17 protein-coding genes are annotated in these 17,152 nt (G+C 34.5%); 9 read left to right on the top strand and 8 right to left on the bottom strand.

What is annotated here, in order from left to right; all coding sequences use genetic code 11:
• Positions 1-95 precede the first annotated feature (95 nt).
• On the bottom strand, positions 96-2,882 hold the full coding sequence (gene leuS / locus NBX25_RS23080; protein ID WP_250255616.1) for a leucine--tRNA ligase: 2,787 nt from the start codon (positions 2,880-2,882) through the stop codon (positions 96-98).
• A gap of 179 nt (positions 2,883-3,061) precedes the next feature.
• Entirely contained in the window at positions 3,062-3,541 is a 480-nt protein-coding gene (locus tag NBX25_RS23075) for a lipocalin family protein (RefSeq protein ID WP_123857939.1), read from the bottom strand.
• A gap of 198 nt (positions 3,542-3,739) precedes the next feature.
• Between NBX25_RS23075 and NBX25_RS23070 the strand changes: the two genes are divergently transcribed.
• From NBX25_RS23070 to NBX25_RS23060, 3 genes are read left to right on the top strand one after another with little or no spacing between them, the layout of a single operon-like run.
• Positions 3,740-4,717 carry an acyltransferase family protein gene (locus NBX25_RS23070; RefSeq protein WP_123909903.1) on the top strand — a complete coding sequence of 326 codons (978 nt, stop codon included), beginning with the start codon at positions 3,740-3,742 and terminating at the stop codon, positions 4,715-4,717.
• A 24-nt stretch (positions 4,718-4,741) separates the two neighbouring features.
• Entirely contained in the window at positions 4,742-5,497 is a 756-nt protein-coding gene (locus NBX25_RS23065) for a glycosyltransferase family 2 protein (RefSeq protein WP_250255615.1), read from the top strand.
• Complete coding sequence (locus NBX25_RS23060; protein ID WP_250255614.1) at positions 5,497-6,123, top strand: deoxyuridine 5'-triphosphate nucleotidohydrolase; 627 nt, start codon at positions 5,497-5,499, stop codon at positions 6,121-6,123. The genes NBX25_RS23065 and NBX25_RS23060 overlap by 1 nt, the downstream gene beginning before the upstream one ends.
• Here the strand turns inward: NBX25_RS23060 and NBX25_RS23055 are convergent.
• The 5 genes from NBX25_RS23055 to NBX25_RS24955 form a co-directional block, all read right to left on the bottom strand.
• A complete protein-coding gene (locus NBX25_RS23055) occupies positions 6,115-7,353 on the bottom strand; it encodes a 3-deoxy-D-manno-octulosonic acid transferase (protein WP_250255613.1) in 1,239 nt (412 codons plus the stop codon). The two genes, NBX25_RS23060 and NBX25_RS23055, sit on opposite strands and share 9 nt — an antisense overlap.
• A gap of 11 nt (positions 7,354-7,364) precedes the next feature.
• The gene (locus NBX25_RS23050; protein WP_250255612.1) at positions 7,365-7,829 is read right to left on the bottom strand and encodes a DUF1648 domain-containing protein; all 465 of its coding nucleotides are present in this window, start codon (positions 7,827-7,829) and stop codon (positions 7,365-7,367) included.
• Between the two features lie 3 nt (positions 7,830-7,832).
• Positions 7,833-8,549, bottom strand: a complete 717-nt coding sequence (locus tag NBX25_RS23045; protein ID WP_250255611.1) for a C40 family peptidase — start codon at positions 8,547-8,549, stop codon at positions 7,833-7,835.
• A gap of 85 nt (positions 8,550-8,634) precedes the next feature.
• On the bottom strand, positions 8,635-9,282 hold the full coding sequence (locus NBX25_RS23040) for an O-methyltransferase (RefSeq protein WP_250255610.1): 648 nt from the start codon (positions 9,280-9,282) through the stop codon (positions 8,635-8,637).
• A 140-nt stretch (positions 9,283-9,422) separates the two neighbouring features.
• A complete protein-coding gene (locus NBX25_RS24955) occupies positions 9,423-9,578 on the bottom strand; it encodes a CCPGW family putative bacteriocin (protein ID WP_410493975.1) in 156 nt (51 codons plus the stop codon).
• Between the two features lie 262 nt (positions 9,579-9,840).
• Here NBX25_RS24955 and NBX25_RS23035 point away from each other — a divergent pair, with 262 nt between their 5' ends.
• Positions 9,841-9,999 (top strand): hypothetical protein, encoded by a 159-nt coding sequence (locus NBX25_RS23035; RefSeq protein WP_164466571.1) that lies wholly within the window; start codon positions 9,841-9,843, stop codon positions 9,997-9,999.
• A 53-nt stretch (positions 10,000-10,052) separates the two neighbouring features.
• Here NBX25_RS23035 and NBX25_RS23030 read toward each other — a convergent pair whose 3' ends face one another.
• Positions 10,053-10,886: an OmpA family protein gene (locus tag NBX25_RS23030; protein WP_250255609.1), complete on the bottom strand. Its 834-nt coding sequence runs from the start codon at positions 10,884-10,886 to the stop codon at positions 10,053-10,055.
• Positions 10,887-10,973: 87 nt separating this feature from the next.
• Between NBX25_RS23030 and tilS the strand changes: the two genes are divergently transcribed.
• The 5 genes from tilS to NBX25_RS23005 all read left to right on the top strand — a co-directional run bounded on the left by tilS (position 10,974) and on the right by NBX25_RS23005 (position 17,055).
• Positions 10,974-12,326 (top strand): tRNA lysidine(34) synthetase TilS, encoded by a 1,353-nt coding sequence (gene tilS / locus NBX25_RS23025; RefSeq protein ID WP_250255608.1) that lies wholly within the window; start codon positions 10,974-10,976, stop codon positions 12,324-12,326.
• Positions 12,299-12,859 (top strand): RNA polymerase sigma factor, encoded by a 561-nt coding sequence (locus NBX25_RS23020; RefSeq protein ID WP_123909894.1) that lies wholly within the window; start codon positions 12,299-12,301, stop codon positions 12,857-12,859. Before tilS ends, NBX25_RS23020 begins: the two co-directional genes overlap by 28 nt.
• Before the next feature lie 79 nt (positions 12,860-12,938).
• Positions 12,939-13,898 (top strand): redoxin domain-containing protein, encoded by a 960-nt coding sequence (locus NBX25_RS23015; RefSeq protein WP_250255607.1) that lies wholly within the window; start codon positions 12,939-12,941, stop codon positions 13,896-13,898.
• A 312-nt stretch (positions 13,899-14,210) separates the two neighbouring features.
• Positions 14,211-16,280: a protein-disulfide reductase DsbD family protein gene (locus NBX25_RS23010; RefSeq protein ID WP_250255606.1), complete on the top strand. Its 2,070-nt coding sequence runs from the start codon at positions 14,211-14,213 to the stop codon at positions 16,278-16,280.
• A gap of 253 nt (positions 16,281-16,533) precedes the next feature.
• Positions 16,534-17,055, top strand: coding sequence for a biopolymer transporter ExbD (locus NBX25_RS23005; protein WP_250255605.1), 522 nt, complete (start codon positions 16,534-16,536; stop codon positions 17,053-17,055).
• Positions 17,056-17,152: the final 97 nt, after the last annotated feature.

Here is a 17,152-nt window from a genome sequence, read left to right as displayed (position 1 = left end):
CCATAAAACATAATGGTGAAAATGTAAACCTGCGAGTAAAGCAAAAAGGAGAGGCTATTAAGAATATGCTGATTACAGTGAATTCAGATAAAGAATTAGTCTTTGTAGATGTAAGAGGGAGTTTTACCCTCCAAAATCTGTTGCATTTTCTCATTTGAAATCACCAAATCTTCTACCTCCTTAGCAGATAATTGAGCTGAAAGAGAAATTTTGAACTTCATTTTACCATTTACACTTACCGGATACTCAATTTCATCTTCGATTAGATAATCTTCGTTTAATGCCGGAAACTTCTCGAATTCGATAGAGGTATCATGACCTAATAAACTCCACAATTCTTCACAAATGTGCGGTGCATATGGAGAAATGATAACGGCTAGCGGTTCTAAAATATTGCGTTTGTTACATTTTAATTTCTGAAGCTCATTTACAGCAATCATAAATGATGATACAGAAGTATTGAAAGAGAAGTTTTCAATATCGTAAACGACTTTCTTTATTAAGGTATGCAAAACTTTATATTCTGCTTTTGTAGGTTCTTCTTCAGAAACTTCAAATACCTCTCCATTGAAATAAAGATTCCAGAATTTTTTAAGGAAACCATATACTCCGCTTAGTCCCTGTGTATTCCAAGGCTTGGATTGCTCTAATGGTCCTAAGAACATTTCATACAACCTTAGTCCGTCTGCCCCATATTCATCACAAATATCATCAGGGTTTACTACATTGTATTTTGACTTGGACATTTTTTCTACTTCACGGTCTGTGATGTATTTTCCATCTTCCAGAATAAATTCTGCATGAGCATAGTCTGGTCTCCATGCTTTGAATGCTTCAGTATCCAATTCATCAGATGTTCCTTTTAATAAGGATACATCAACATGGATCTGCTGAGTCTGATATTCGCTTGCTAAATTTTTAGATACATATTGATTAGTACCATCAATTCTATATACGAATGCACTCATCCCCAGGATCATTCCCTGGTTGATTAATTTCTGAAAAGGCTCATCATGATTGATATATCCTCTGTCTTTTAAGAACATATTCCAGAAACGGGAATATAATAAGTGACCGGTTGCATGCTCGCTACCTCCTATATATAAGTCTACTTGTCCCCAATAATCTGAAAGGTTCTTTGCGCTGAATTCTCCATCATTCTGTGGATCCATATATCTAAGGAAATACCATGAGCTTCCAGCCCAACCTGGCATTGTAGATAATTCTAACGGGAATATTGTTTGGTCATCAATTAAATCTGTAGAAACTACTTTTTGGTTTACCTCATCCCATGCAAATGTTTTAGCATTTCCTAGTGGTGGATCTCCATCTTCCGTTGGCAAATATTTTTCAACTTCAGGGAGTTCTAATGGTAATGCAGAAACAGGTAATGTGTATGGCATTCCATCCTTATAATATATAGGAACCGGTTCTCCCCAATACCGTTGTCTGGAGAAAATAGCATCACGTTGTCTGTAGTTCGTCGTTCCGTGACCGATACCTTTCGTTTCAATTTCAGAAATTATTTTGGACTTGGCTTCAGCATAATGTAATCCGTTTAAGAAATCTGAGTTTACACAAACAGAGTCTTTAGAGTCAAAAGAATTTTCCTGAACGTCTTCTTCTGTTTCAACTACTTTTTTAATTTCTAAATTAAATTTCTTTGCAAATCTGTGGTCACGTTCGTCATGTGCAGGAACAGCCATTACAGCTCCTGTTCCATATCCCATTAATACATAGTCTGAAATATAGATTGGCATTTTCTCTCCGCTGAACGGGTTGATTGCATAACTTCCTGTGAAAGCTCCGCTCACGTTTTTCACGTCAGACATTCTGTCTCTTTCGGTTTTCTTGGAAGTTTCTTCTATATAAGTATCTACTTCTGCTTTTTGAGCCTCTGTAGTAATAGTATCCACTAAAGGATTTTCCGGAGCCAATACCATAAAGGTTGCTCCAAAGATGGTATCAGGTCTTGTAGTGAAAACCTCAACAATTTCGTTATGACCTTCTACCTGGAACTGAACCTGTGCTCCCTGAGATTTTCCGATCCAGTATTCCTGAGCATCTTTCAACGGTTGCGGCCAGTCCAATGTAGAAAGACCTTGTAACAGTCTTTCAGAGTAAGCAGAAATTCTCATGCTCCACTGCATCATTTTCTTTTGGAACACAGGGAAACCTCCTCTTTCAGATTTTCCGTCTTTTATCTCATCATTCGCTAAAACTGTTCCTAAAGCAGGGCACCAGTTCACTGTAGTCTCTGCTCTAAAAGCAAGACGATAGTTTAATAAGATATCTTCTTTATCAATATCAGAAGCATTAGCCCATTCTTCAGCGGTGAAATTCAATTCATCGTTTTGATTGGCATTTAATCCTTCTGTCCCTTTTTCTTCAAAATGTTTGATTAGAGTATCAATAGATTCTGCCTTGTCTGTATTTTTATTATACCAGGAGTGATACAGCTCGATAAAAATCCACTGGGTCCATTTATAATAAGAGGCATCAGAAGTTCTTACTTCTCTGCTCCAGTCAAATGAGAATCCGATTTTTCTTAATTGCTCCTCGTATCTGTTGATATTTTGTTCTGTAGTAATAGCGGGATGCTGTCCTGTCTGGATTGCATACTGCTCAGCAGGAAGCCCGAAGCTGTCATAACCTACCGGGTGGAGAACGTTAAACCCCTGGTGTCTTTTATACCTCGCATAGATATCTGACGCAATATATCCTAGCGGATGTCCTACGTGAAGTCCTGCTCCGGATGGGTACGGAAACATATCGAGTACATAAAATTTAGGTTTATCGGTATTGTTGGAAGTTTTATATGTTTGATTGTCCTCCCAGTATTTCTGCCACTTTTTTTCTATCTGCTGATGATCGTAAAACACTTTATATAGATGTTTATATGTTAGACTTTAATATCGAATTATTTTTCTTGTAAAACAAGATTCACAAAAATAATGATTTTAAAGGAAATAGAAATTTAATTTATGATGAATTACCATTCCCTGTAAACAGAAAGGTCTCACCCGAAGATGAGACCTTTATTATATCTTGAAGGACACTATTAAGACTGAGGGTTCACTCTTTTAAAAGTAATAGTTCTTGTTTTGTATATCGTAGGATCTTCGGTTTCTTCTCTAATTGATAAATTGAGCGTTGTTGCATCCAGTGTCATAACTTTTGTATTCACCGGTGCTACCACTCCCTGATATTTGATCTGAAGGGTTTTACCACTTTTATCGTATGAGTATGTAAAGTTTTTATCAGGTAAAATATTACAGGCTGTTCCTGTAGTAGGATCCTCCACATCTATTCTTTTCCCGGTTATTTCCGTACTGAACCACCATCTGGATTGTTTCTGGCAGTCGGTATATGTAATCACATCTGAAATTGGCTGCTCCCCTACCTCAACGGTAGTAACCACTTCTTTTAGCGGTTGCCAGAGTCCAATAACAGGTTCATCTATAACAATATCGTTGCTATTATTACAGCCGGTAGTTACCAATAATGATAAACCAAAAAATAGTAGTGCTAATTTCTTCATAGATCAATTTTTTCAAGCGCTAAAATTATAATTTTTTTGATTTATATTACTATTTTTTGTGAAAAATTATTTTATCGGCTTTTATTTATACATATTTTAAAATAGCATGAGGCCATATTCTCTTTATTTAACAAATATTGAACATTTGAAAATACCTCTGTTTTATTAAAAAAGTTATTTTTGTAGGAAAGAAAAAAAATGCAGGCTATAACGAAAAACAATTTTGACTTCATCCGTGTTCTCCTCGCTTTTATTGTCTTCGTTGGACATTTGGGTGCTTTAAGTGCTTCTGAAAAGCTTTCCTTTTTAACCCATAGCCCTGTTGAAGTTGCTGTTTTCTCGTTTTTCATTGTAAGTGGTTTCTTAATTGCAAGAAGCTACGAGAGATCTTCCAGCCTGAAAAGCTACGCTAAGAAAAGGTTCAACAGGATTGTTCCTGCTTATTTACTTGTTGTATTCCTTTGTGCTACTCTATTGAGCCTGGTGAGTACTTTACCCTTCTCCGAATACTTCAGCAATACACAGGTGTATAAATATTTGTTCTGGAATTCAATATTCCTCAATTTTAAAGCTCCATGGCTTCCGGGGGTATTTGGAAATCAAGCGGTAAACGGGGCTTTATGGACCCTTAAGATCGAAATGTGTTTTTACATAGCAGTTCCGCTGATGTTTTTACTGTTTGGAAAAAACAATAAATACCGTACTATCAGTCTGATTGTTTTATACTTTCTATCTCTCATTTATCTTAATTATTTTGAAATGTCCGGAAAAGCAGCACTTTCAAGGCAGCTTCCAGGTTCATTATGCTATTTTATTGGCGGAATGCTTCTTTATTTTCATTTTGATAAGTTTATTCAGCATAAAAATACCCTTTTCATCATTGCTATCCTTACGGTCTGGATTGATCTTATTTTTAAAATAAAACTATTCTCGCCCATAATGATTAGCATTATCGTCCTGTATATTGCTTATTCCTTCAAGTTCCTGAATAATTTTGGAAAATACGGGGATTTCACGTACGGAATTTATATCTTCCACTTCCCTATCATCAGAGTATTTGCTACTTTGGGACTTTTTGCCAACTACAATCCATATCTTATGAGTATTGTATGTATGTTTGTGGTTATTGGAGTCGGAATCGCTTCATGGCACCTTTATGAAAAAAGATTTTTATAATTTTACCGATATTTTACAACACGAATGAAAGACCTGGTCTCCATTATTACTCCCTGCTACAATTCTGCTGATTTTATAGAAGAAACAATACAGTCTGTTCTGAATCAAACCTATGAAAACTGGGAATGGCTCATTACTGATGATCTTTCTAAGGATAACACGGTTGAGATCATCAGAAAGTATAATGACCCAAGAATCAAACTTCAGGTTCTGGAGAAAAATGGTGGGGCAGGAAATGCAAGAAACAATAGTCTTGAGAGAGCTGAGGGCCGGTACATTGCATTTCTGGATTCTGATGATTTTTGGTACCCTGAATACCTTGAGACCATGACAGGCTATATGCAGGAACACAATGCAGAGCTTGTCTACTGTAATTATTCAAGATGTGATGAGCAGCTCCAGCCCATATTAAAAGATTTTCTTGCAGATAAAATTGTTACTTTCTCTAATTTATTGAAAACCTGCCGACTGGCACCGGTCTCTACGATGTATGATACTAAAAGAGTCGGAAAGTTTCTGTTCCCGGTAAAAAGCAAGCGTGAAGACCATGTAATGTGGTTAAATCTACTGAAAGTAATTCCGGAAGGAATGCCTATCAATAAAACGATGGCGAAATACAGAATGCGTGAGAACAGTGTTTCTAGAAATAAAAAAAATATTATTAAAGACCAGTACCTCGTATATAAAGACTTTATGGGATTCTCCACTGTAAAATCATTGTATTATACGGCAAACTGGGCAATAAACGGATTTCTAAAATATTCAAAAATATTCAACTAATGGAGTATTCAAAAGAGTTTAAGGCGGCACTGAGTGCTTTTTCAAGCACAGAGAAGGACAAACTTATTTTCAGGCTCCTGAGAAAAGATAAATTATTATCTAAAAAACTGTATTTCGAGCTTATTGATCCGGAAACTACTGACGATAAGAGAAATGCCATGGAACAAAATGTAGAAGAAAAAATTCTTTTGGCATCAAAATATATTGGCAACACTAAGTATTTCCTGACCATTATCCGAAAAATCAGTGCAGAAATCACTGAACACATCAAAATAACAACAGATAAATTCGGGGAGGTATCCCTCAATCTTCTGATGATTGATAGAATATTAGATCACAATAATGATCTGAGCAGACAACGATTTGATAATGTTTACAAACTTTACATTTACATCATCAATAAAATATTCAAGTCTCTCACTATCATTAAAAAACTGGATGAAGATTATTGGATGGAATTTGATGAACTTTTAAGAACCCTACAGCAAAAAATATCTGAAAATCATTATCTCCAAAAACTATGCATTAACAATGGTCTTGATTTCAACTGGCTTGAGTGTGATCGTATTCCTGAAAATATTGATCAAATTATGAAGGACATCAAAAGCCAGGGATTCTTAAGATAGGATTTTATGGAGGATCATTTCTGTAGAACCGGGTTTTTCATCAACGAAATTCTTTGCCTTTTCAGCCATTTCTGCAAGTTCTTCTTCATGATCCTTATTAGCAAGAAATAACACGAATTCTGCAGCCGTGGCTTCGTCTGCAAAAGACCTCCCTCCATTTTTGTTAATAAGATCGTCTGCTTCAGGATTCTTTTTATAATGATTTCCAAAGATAACCGGAACGCCAAATGTGGCAGCCTCCAGAATATTATGAAGCCCTGCATCATGGAATCCCCCACCTACGACTGCTATATCAGCATAGGAATAAAGCTTTGAAAGCAATCCTATACTATCTATAACTAAGATTTGAGGCTTAAAGATTAAAGACTCAGATTTCTTTATTTCGCTATACAATAAAGCATCAGGAAAGATATTTTTCAGGTGCTCTACCCTCTTCAAATCATGAGGAGCAATGATTATTTTGATCGTGTTATTTTTACGGGAAATCATTTCTGCTATTTTCTCCTCTGCCTGCCAGGAACTCCCAAAAACAACAGCTTTCTGATCTGCTATAAAGTCTGTAATATACTCAACTTGGTTATCACGATTTCGAAGTTGTTTTACCCTATCAAACCTGGTATCTCCTGTTACAGAAGACTTCACAAGTCCTACACTTTTAGCCAAAGCCAATGAGAATTGGGTCTGATGAAAGAACCAGTCTACATTTTGCTTAAGCTGTTTCACAAACCATTTCCCATACGAGGTAAAAAAAGATTGACTCTCGTAGAATAAAGCAGAAATCACATAGATCTTTGCATTTTTCTCTCGTAGTACTGCAAGCAGATTATACCAGTAGTCATACTTAACCGTAAAAAATAGTTTAACATCAAATTGTGAGATAAATTCTTTTACAGTATTCTTTCTATCAAATGGGAGGTAACAGATTACATCTGCAATATGTTTCTTTTTAATTACATTTTCATATCCTGACGGGGAAAAGAATGTTACCAGGATTTTATGATCTGGAAACTGATCCTTAAGCCTTTCCAGTACAGGCAAACCCTGCTCATATTCTCCTAAGCTGGCAGCATGCATCCAGATCACCTTATCTGTTTTTGAAAAAGCAGATTTTACCTTATCTAAAGACTGCTTTCTTCCCTCAACGCCTTTTTTAGTTTTATCATTAAATAATGAGAAAACTTTCATTCCAAAAATCAGAAGACTGATAAATATATTATAAAGTAAATTCAATTTTGATAGATCTAGCCGTTAGACTTTGTTTTACCTTCCCGAAATGATTTTATAAGCCCTATTCCAATTATCATCATCATTGCTCCTAAAATAAAGAAAACAGCATCGCTAAGCTCTGTTTGTTTTCCTTCTGCAACACGAATGCTTTCAACAATAATATCCAAAAACAAAACCATTACAGGAAGTTCCAGAGAAAACAAATACAGTTTCAGCGTTCTTTTGTTACGAAAACTTTGAGGAACATTCAAAAGGGATAAATTGGGATCTTTTATTCCTATAAAAAGAAGATGAATAAAAGTAGCAATACAGGGTAAAACCCAAATTGTTGCCTTTCCTGATTCTCCATCAACATTCCCTTGAAAATCAAAATGCGTAGGAATTACATCAGGCAACTCAGCATATTTAATTCCTGTAAAGACCCAGATTACAACCAGTAAAAGAGTGTTTACAATTAATAATATGCCGGAAGTTTTCATGTTTTAAATAATGCTTTTAAGTACTCTCAGTTTATGAGTATGTTTATTCATTTCCTTATTAAAGATTCCGGTAGAATCCAGTGTATCAATTCTCACTTTTCCTGATGCATGAATAATTTTCTGGTTCTCCAGCATAATACCAACATGGATAATCTTTCCTTCAGCGTTTTCAAAGAAGGCTAAGTCTCCCGGCTTCGTTTCTTCCACAAAAGTAAGGTCTTCCCCTATTTCTGCCTGCTGTGAAGCATCCCTCGGAATCTTAATACCGTGAACTTTGTAAACCAATTGAGTAAATCCGGAGCAGTCTACCGCAAAAAAGCTTTTACCACCCCATAGATAAGGCACATTAAGGAATTCTTTGGCTGTAAGAGCAACACTTTCCCTTACATCGTGGCTTCTTCTTGACGCTACCACAGGAAATTCCACTTCAGAACCCATTGATAACAAAGTTTTACCATCATTCATTATAACAGAGGAAAAGTCTTCCGTAACTACAGTCACTTTTCTATTGGTCAGATCTTCTTCTGTTACCGTTTTTAGCTGTTTGGTATCCATCCATCCTTCATAACCATCATAATGCATTTTTATTTTAGTCCAGTTTTTATTCACTTCTAAAATATCTACACTTTCTCCAAACAATATTTCCGTAACAATCTCTGCCTTGTCAGAACCTTCTGCTCTCACGGGTGCTACTGTTACAATACAAATTCCTTTATTCATTTTATTCTTTTAGAAATTAGGAAATTAAGAGATTTGGATATTACATCATTATATAACTTCCAAATCTCTTAATCTTTTCATTTAATTACTTCCTGCGAAGGAAGTTGACTCCATCACGCAAAGGTAAAATAAGATTTTCAAAATCTTCGTCTTTTGCTGCTAAATCATTCAATTCCTGAATAGACTGCGTGGATTTCAGTTTCGGATTTTCTTCCAGTACTTTTCCATACCATAAAACGTTATCAAACATCACTACTGATCCTGACTTTGTATGAGGTTTTATCAGTCTGAAATAGTCTGCATAGTTTTCTTTATCGGCATCTACAAAAATCAAGTCAAAAAACTCATCTGTTTCTTGTAAGAATTCTTTTGCATCCTGAAGTTTGAAATCAATCTGAGCAGCGTATTCGCTGGATTCAAAATATTTTTTCGGAAGATAAGCAAGATCCTCATTCACATCCAACGTAGTAATTTTACCATCTTTTGCTAATCCTGAAGCCAGGCACAGTGTAGCATATCCGGTAAATGTTCCGATTTCAAGAATGTTTGTAGGCCGTAGCATTTGGGATATGATCGTAAGCAATCTTCCCTGCTGATAGCCCGAAATCATATGAGGCTGTGTGGTTTTCTGATAAGTTTCTCTTCTCAGCTTTTTCAGAATTTCGGATTCTGAGGAAGCATGTGCTTCCAAATATCTATCCATTTCAGGATTCTTTTCTTCAAAAAAACTCATACCATTTTAATTTAAACAAATTTAAGGATTTTAAACTTCTTTTTAAACAAACCGCCTCTGTTGAGTATAAGATACAAAAAAGAGAGGAATTAATTCCTCTCTTTTTTCTTAGGCATATCTAACTTTTAAGTAAAAAATCATTATATGGCTATACAATATTGTCTTATACCGGCACAAACCCATCCTGGGCAACATTTTGTCTGTGGACTAGTACAAAATATCTGTGGATTACACCCTGTAATAGCACCTTTTACAGTTTTCATTTCTCCTCTTGAAAGTTTTTTTGAATTTTTCATAATTATTTTGTTTAGTATTAATTTCCTACTCTTTAAGATTTTCGGATACCTCTAATTTTATTTCCTCTTACGGAGATTTAAATATACACATTCTTTTATTAATCAAATAATTATATTTAAAATAAAATATCTTAGAGAATTCAACAATGAAACTTTTGGGAAAAATCCCATACAAAATACCGTGAAAATACGGATGTTTTTTCTGTAGTATTAATGATAAGTTTGCAAAGAGAACGAAGGGGTAAAAACACTAGAAAACAAAATGATTGCAGAAGATCAACCACAAACTAACCATGAGAATCAAAAAAAAGTACCTCCAAAAGGAAGTACACAGTCTTCTGCAAAAAAAGACAAGACTGAAATATCCAATCATTTTTTACGACGAATTATTTCCCTTTTGAAAAAAGAAGAATTAATTTGATTAAAAAAATAAATCCCGAATTTCTTCGGGATTTATTTTTTATTATAATTTCATTATTTCTTTGGAGCAATATCCATCAGCTTCATAAACTCATCCAGCTTAGGCATAATGATGATTTCTGTTCTTCTGTTTTCTGCTCTTCCGGAAACACTCATATTGGTCGCTTTCGGGTTATATTCAGAACGACCTCCTGCTGTAATTCTTGCAGGGTCTACTCCAAACTGAGTCTGAAGAACCTTAGCAACAGAAGTACCTCTTAATGCAGAAAGATCCCAGTTGTCTCTTGGTAAGTTTACTGAATTTAATGGAGCATTATCTGTATTACCTTCAATCAATACTGAATATTTATCATAATCATTGATTACCTTAGCTACTTTACCTAGCACTTCCTGAGCTGCCGGTAAGATCGTGTAATCACCTGTCTTGTATAGCATTTTATCTGAAAGGGAGATCATTACTACACCCTTCAACACTTTCACCTGTACATCTTCATCTGATACATTATCTAAAGACCTCTTCAGCTTGTTAGACAAAGCAAGGTTTAAGCTATCATTTTTAGCATTGCTTGAAATTAGCTGCTTGATATATGAGTTGGAAGCGTTGATTTCTCCCACAAGCTTATCAATATTAGCAGAGCTTTTTCCTGTATTGGAAAGACATGCATCCAATGATGATTTTAAAGCATCATGCTGGCTTTTTAATAAATTATTTTCACCTGTTAATGCAGAGTTTTGAGATTTCAAATCTTGAATTTCTCTCTGTCTTTCTCCGATATTTTCAATACATTGCTTATAGTTTGTGCTTAAGGCATCATACTGCTTCTTGCTTACACAAGAGGTCATCCCCAACGCCATTGCAGAAACCGCTAAAATTTTTAAAATCTTCATAAGTAATCATTTTTAGACTACTCAAAGTTAGGAAAATTCAATTGAATTATATGGATTATCTTTGTATAAAAGAAATTCTCAACACATATGTTGAAAAAATCAAGCTTCAGAAAACAATTAGAAAACCTTATTCACCAACCGGAAAACCACTCCTACCTTTTAGCAGTAAGCGGAGGGGCTGACTCTATGGCTCTGGTCTCATTATTCCGCGATTTGAGAGATGAAAAGCAGAATTCTGAGAGTTCATTTCAGGTGGCTCATATCAATTATAAACTCCGGGGAGAAGATTCTGATAGGGATCAAAAAGTAGTGCAGGATTTTTGTGAGAAAAATCATATCAGGTTCCATCTGTATGAAGTTTCGGAAAAGGATCGAAAACCAGACAATTCTATTCAGCTTTGGGCCAGAGAACTCCGCTATACTTTTTTTAAAGAAATTCAGGAAAAGGAAAATCTGGAATACCTGGTTACGGCCCATCACCTGAACGATCAGCTGGAAACGTTCATCATTAACCTTTCCAAAGCTGCAGGAATTAATGGTCTGAGTGGTATTCCTGCCAATGACAATTATATCCTCCGCCCGCTTTTACCATTCTCCAAGCAGGAAATTTATCAGTTTACAGAAGAAAACAATATTGAGTTCCGGGAAGATCTTTCCAATAAAAAGAGTGATTATCTGAGAAACAAAATCAGAAATGAAATTGTTCCGAAATTATTGGAAACCAATGATCACTTTCTGGAAAACTTCAAAAAAAGTTCTTTATATCTAAATCAAACCAAAGATTTTGTCCAGAAACAGATTCAGGAAATAGAAAATCGCCTTACGATATTTAACCCAGACCATAAAATCTTATCAAAGGAAAAGCTGGATCAGGAAAGCGATTTCGTGAAATTTGAAATTTTAAAAAAATACGGCTTCAACCAAGAGGAAGAAATCCCTAAAATTTTTAAAGCAGAAAATAACCGTTCTTTTTTTTCAAAAGAATATCAGTTGATAATCAATCGTGATGAACTGATTTTTATGGAGAAAAACAATGTATCGGAAATCGAAGAAGAAATAATACTGATCCATCATTTTGATTTTTCCGAAAACCAAACCACCATCAATCTCGTAAATCATATTGAAAACATTAATGAAATCAATAAAAGATTTGAATGGGATTTTGATGCTGAAAAGCTTCACTTTCCACTCTATTTGAGAAAACAGCAGGATGGAGATGAGTTTTATCCAATAGGTTTTTCGGGTAAAAAGAAAGTTTCTAAATTTTTTAGAGACGAGAAACTATCTGTTCTGGTAAGGGAAAAGAGTTGGTTATTGTGTGATTCAAGGAACCATATTCTGGGAGTAATCCCTCTAAGACAGGACCGCAGGTATCAGACCGATAGAAATACTCAAAAAAAGATAACTGTAGTATGGACAGAAGAACAACTAATTCATTAGCTGTTGATGATTTTAAAAAAGACAGCAATATAGCTTTTGGTGTTTTATACCAACAGTATTTCGGATATACAAAAAAATTTATCCTTAAAAATAAAGGTAATCTGGAAGATGCAGAAGATATTTTCCAAGATGCGCTGCTGATCCTCTATGAAAAATTACATGCTGACAATTTCAAGATCCAAACCTGCCTGGGAAATTATCTCATTGGAATTTCTAAAAATTTGTGGTTAAAAAGATTGAGAAACAGAAATTTTTATGTAGAGTCTCCTGAAAACTATTTTACAGAAAACTACCAGGAAATTAATTCTGCCATCGAAAATGAAAAATATTATTGGGAAAAGCTGGTTGGTTATGTTAAATCTATCTCTCTGCATTGTCAGAATCTGATCCATGATATTTTTATTGAAAATAAAAGTATTGAGGAAATCCAGAACAAATACCAATATTCCAGCAGGCATAATGCCCAGAATCAAAAGTATAAATGTGTTGAACAAATCAAAAAAATAAGAAATAACAGCATTTTTTCAACCTAAAAATCAATTCATTACACAAAACAATCAAATTAACGGGTGATTTTCCTTTTTTAATGGAACATATAAAAAAAGAAACATTATGTTCAAAAAAATAATATTGAGTCTCCTCATATTAGCAGGAGTTTTATTTAATGCACAAAACACTGGTATCAATTTTCAAAAAATTGATTTAGAGGCAGCGAAAAAAATCGCAGCTAAAGAAAATAAACTTATTTTCATTGATTTGTATACTACCTGGTGTGGACCTTGTAAGCTTATGGCAAAGAATACTTTCACCGATCCCCGAATTGGAGAGATGTTCAACAAAAATTTTGTAAATATTGCTATAGACGCTGAGAAAGAAGGCGTAAAGCTGGTAAAAGAGTTTAAAGTTGTAAACTATCCCTCTTTTTTATTCTTAGATCCAAAGGGGAAACTGGTTCAATATGATTTTGGTTACTATAATCCAGAACAGTTTTTAGAAGTTGGAGCATCTGTCTTAAGAAAAAAAACTCCTCTCTCCGGCAAAACTTCTGATCAGGTAAAAGGGAAAATGATTGGAGATAAGATTGATAATTTCAATGCTAAAGATCATTTAGGCAATACATTTTCTTCATCAAAAGAAAACAAAAAAATGGTTGTTGTTTTCATCAGAGGGCAGTGGTGCCCGTTTTGTAATCAATATATCGAAACATTACAGAATATCGCACCCGAACTACAATCCAAAAACGCCAAACTCGTTATTATATCTCCAGAAAAACCAGAGTTCATAGAAAAAACAATCAATAAAACAAAAACTGAGTATACTGTTTTATATGATGAAGGCTATAAAATTGCAGAGGCCTTTGATGTTCTTTATACTCCTGACAGTGAAACCCTGAATTTCTATAACTCAAAACTGAAAGATGATTTCACTAAAAGCAGGTCAGATAATTCGGGAAGACTTCCTGTTTCTGCAACATTTATACTTAATGAAGCTAAAGAAATTACATGGAGACATTTTGACCCAGACTATAAGAAAAGGGCTTCTGTAGAGGATATTTTAAAAAACTTAAATTAATTTTTTGCAAGTATTTTATACTGAAATAGAGTTATTTATTAACAAAATTAATAATGATTTAGAAATAAGAGAAAAAGCAACACCCCTATTACAAATTCATTAGGAGACTGAATATTTTACCCATCTGGGGTAAAAAGAAAGTTTCTAAGTTTTTTAGGGACGAAAAATTATCTATTTTAGCGAGGCAAAAAATCTGAATAATGGCTGACAGCAATGATTCTATACTTGGGATCATTCCTTTCAGACAGGATAGAAGATATACAAAGAATGAGAAGACTGAATGAAGTCTTAAAATTTTTAATGAAATGAACAATGAAATTTAGAAATTGGTTTTTATTAATTCTACTGTTTTTAGCAACAGGAATTAATGCGCAGATAAAAAATCCTGTAAAGTTTAAATTTACCATCAACGATCTTGGCAACAACCAGTATGAGGCGGTGTTGAATGCTACCATGGAAAAAGGCTGGCACATTTACTCTAAAGATCTTCCTGAAGATACGGGGATTCCTACGGAGTATAAAGTTTCAGGAAAGAATATTGAGCTGATTGGAAAGTTTACTGAAGTAGGTAAAAAACATGAAGAATTTTCTGAAGCTTTTGGAGGAACTATTGTTTTTTATTCTAACACCGCTGGATTTAAACAGAAATTCAAGCTGAAGGATCCTACTAAACCCGCTGATGTTACTTCTGAAATCACTTATCAGACTTGTGATGACAGAGTTTGTCTTGCTCCAAACACTTTAGAATTCAATCAAAAAGTAACTCCAAAAGGGGTTACAGAGGAAGCTGTTACTAAAGAGACTGTGGAACCTGCGAAAGATTCTGTAAAAGCTGTTGAAACCGTTACTGAAAATCCAACTAAAACGGAGATGACCATTACTGAAACTTCGAAATTGGATCCTAAACAGCTGAAAATTGAAACACTTGATTTCAAAAAACCATTAACGGATTGCGGAACTGCTTCTACAAAGGTAGATGAGAACTACTGGACCTATTTATTCTTAGGATTTATCGGAGGGCTAATTGCTTTACTTACGCCATGTGTATTCCCGATGATTCCTTTAACCGTTTCATTCTTTACGAAAGGAAATAAGGACAAAGCAAAAGGTAAAAGAGATGCCTTGATCTATGGATTTTTCATTCTTCTTATTTTCGTTTTACTGAGTATTCCTTTCCACATTATTGACGGAATTGCAGGAAATATCTTCAATGAGATTTCTACAAGTGTATGGCTGAATATTGCCTTCTTTATTATATTTATCTTCTTTGCCGGAAGTTTCTTCGGGTATTATGATATTACATTGCCTAGCTCTATTGCCAACAAGTCTTCAAAAGCTGAGGAAGCTGGTGGGATCATCGGTATTTTCTTTATGGCATTAACGCTGGTAATTGTTTCTTTCTCTTGTACAGGACCTATTCTGGGAAGTTTATTAGGAAGTGCTGTAACCGGTTCTTCGAATGTTCCTATGTTATTAACATTTGCACTGGCCGGATTTGGACTAGCCTGGGCAATTATTTTTGGATTACTGGCTTTATTTCCACAAGCATTACAGAGTCTTCCAAAATCAGGAGGATGGATGAATACTGTAAAAGTTGTTTTAGGTTTTGTAGAATTGGCTTTAGCTTTAAAATTCTTATCAAAAGCAGATCTTGTATCTAAGACTTTCTTCTTAAAAAGAGAACTTTTCATTGCAATCTGGATCATTATTGCTTTAGGTTTGGCTTTATATTTATTCGGATTAATCAAGTTTCCGCATGATGATAAAAAACCTAAAATTTCAATCACAAGAAAAATATTAGGGGTATTAGGATTTGGTTTTGTAATCTACCTGATTCAAGGGTTGATTCCTTCTGAACGTCCAAAACTTCAGTTATTAAGTGGAATCTTACCTCCATTGAATGTAAGTTATTTCCATGATGAAAAAGATGGTATCTTAGGAATGCATCCTGAACATGATTTCTTTAAAGCGATAGAAATTGCTAAAAAGGAAAACAAACCTATCTTAATTGACTTTACAGGTTACGGTTGTGAAAACTGTAGAAAAATGGAAGAGTTTGTATGGAGCGAACCGGATATTCTTCCTATTCTTCAAAATGATATTGTTTTAGCTTCTCTGTATGTAGACGACAAAGAAGAACTTCCTGAAGATCAAAAAACAAAGATTGACCTTGGGGATGGACAAATCAAAAAGGTTAAAACCATTGGGGACAGATGGAGCTTATTCCAACAGGTTAATTTCAATAACAATTCTCAGCCTCACTACGTTTTAATAACTCCTGACGGAAAAGTAATCAATACTCCTGTTTCAGGATATATGCCGAAGGAAGATTTCAAGAAGTTTCTGGAATGCGGTGTTAATTACTTCAAGAAAAGCAAGTAAATAATTTTACATAAAGTTTTTAAACTCACACTTATCTAGTGTGAGTTTTTTATTTCCACCATTAAAACAGATTATTCACATTCAACACATTGGATAGTTATTTTTAACATTATTTAAGGATAACACTTTAATAAAATTGAAAATTTATTGCATATTTTAAATTTTAGGCATCAACTTTGTATCAATTTTTCAAAATCACGATCGGATTTTCAAAGTTTTCATCAAATACCGTTTAACATTTAAAATATTAATTATGGCTGAAGTAATCGCACAAGAGAAACAAAGCGGCAAGCAAAAGAAAAAATTAATCAGGGTAGATATGACTCCTATGGTAGACTTAGGATTCCTGCTGATCACCTTCTTTATGTTTACTACTAATTTTACAAAACCCAACGTGATGGACCTGGGGCTCCCTGCAAAAGACCCCAACCCTAGACCCATTGAGACTGTAATTGGAGACCAAAACCAGATTACATTTATTCTGGGAAAAGATAATCGCATTTTTTATCATCAAAGCAATGCAAAGGATCTAAATACAAGCAACTTAAAAGAAACTGATTTCAGTGGAATAAAAGTTTCAAAAATCATTTCTGAAGCTTATAAAAACGCTCCAAAACCAGAAAATTTCACAGTCATTATCAAACCTACTGATGAAGCCAACTACAAAAATTTTGTAGATATGCTCGACAATCTGGCTATTGCTAAAAAAGAACGCTATGGAGTAACGGATATCAAACCTTGGGAAACAAAGATTTATAAAGAATTAACTCAATAAAAGAGAAAGGGCATTTTTAAAATGCTCTTTTTTGTTTACATTTGAAAGGAAAACAGAGCTGCAGCCAAAAGAACACTGCATTATTTTAACCTCTATA

The organism is Chryseobacterium sp. Marseille-Q3244 (genome assembly GCF_940807095.1).
Lineage (GTDB): Bacteria > Bacteroidota > Bacteroidia > Flavobacteriales > Weeksellaceae > Chryseobacterium.
The sequence above is the reverse complement of the archived record's forward strand: the minus strand, read 5'-3'. Positions and strand labels throughout refer to the sequence as shown.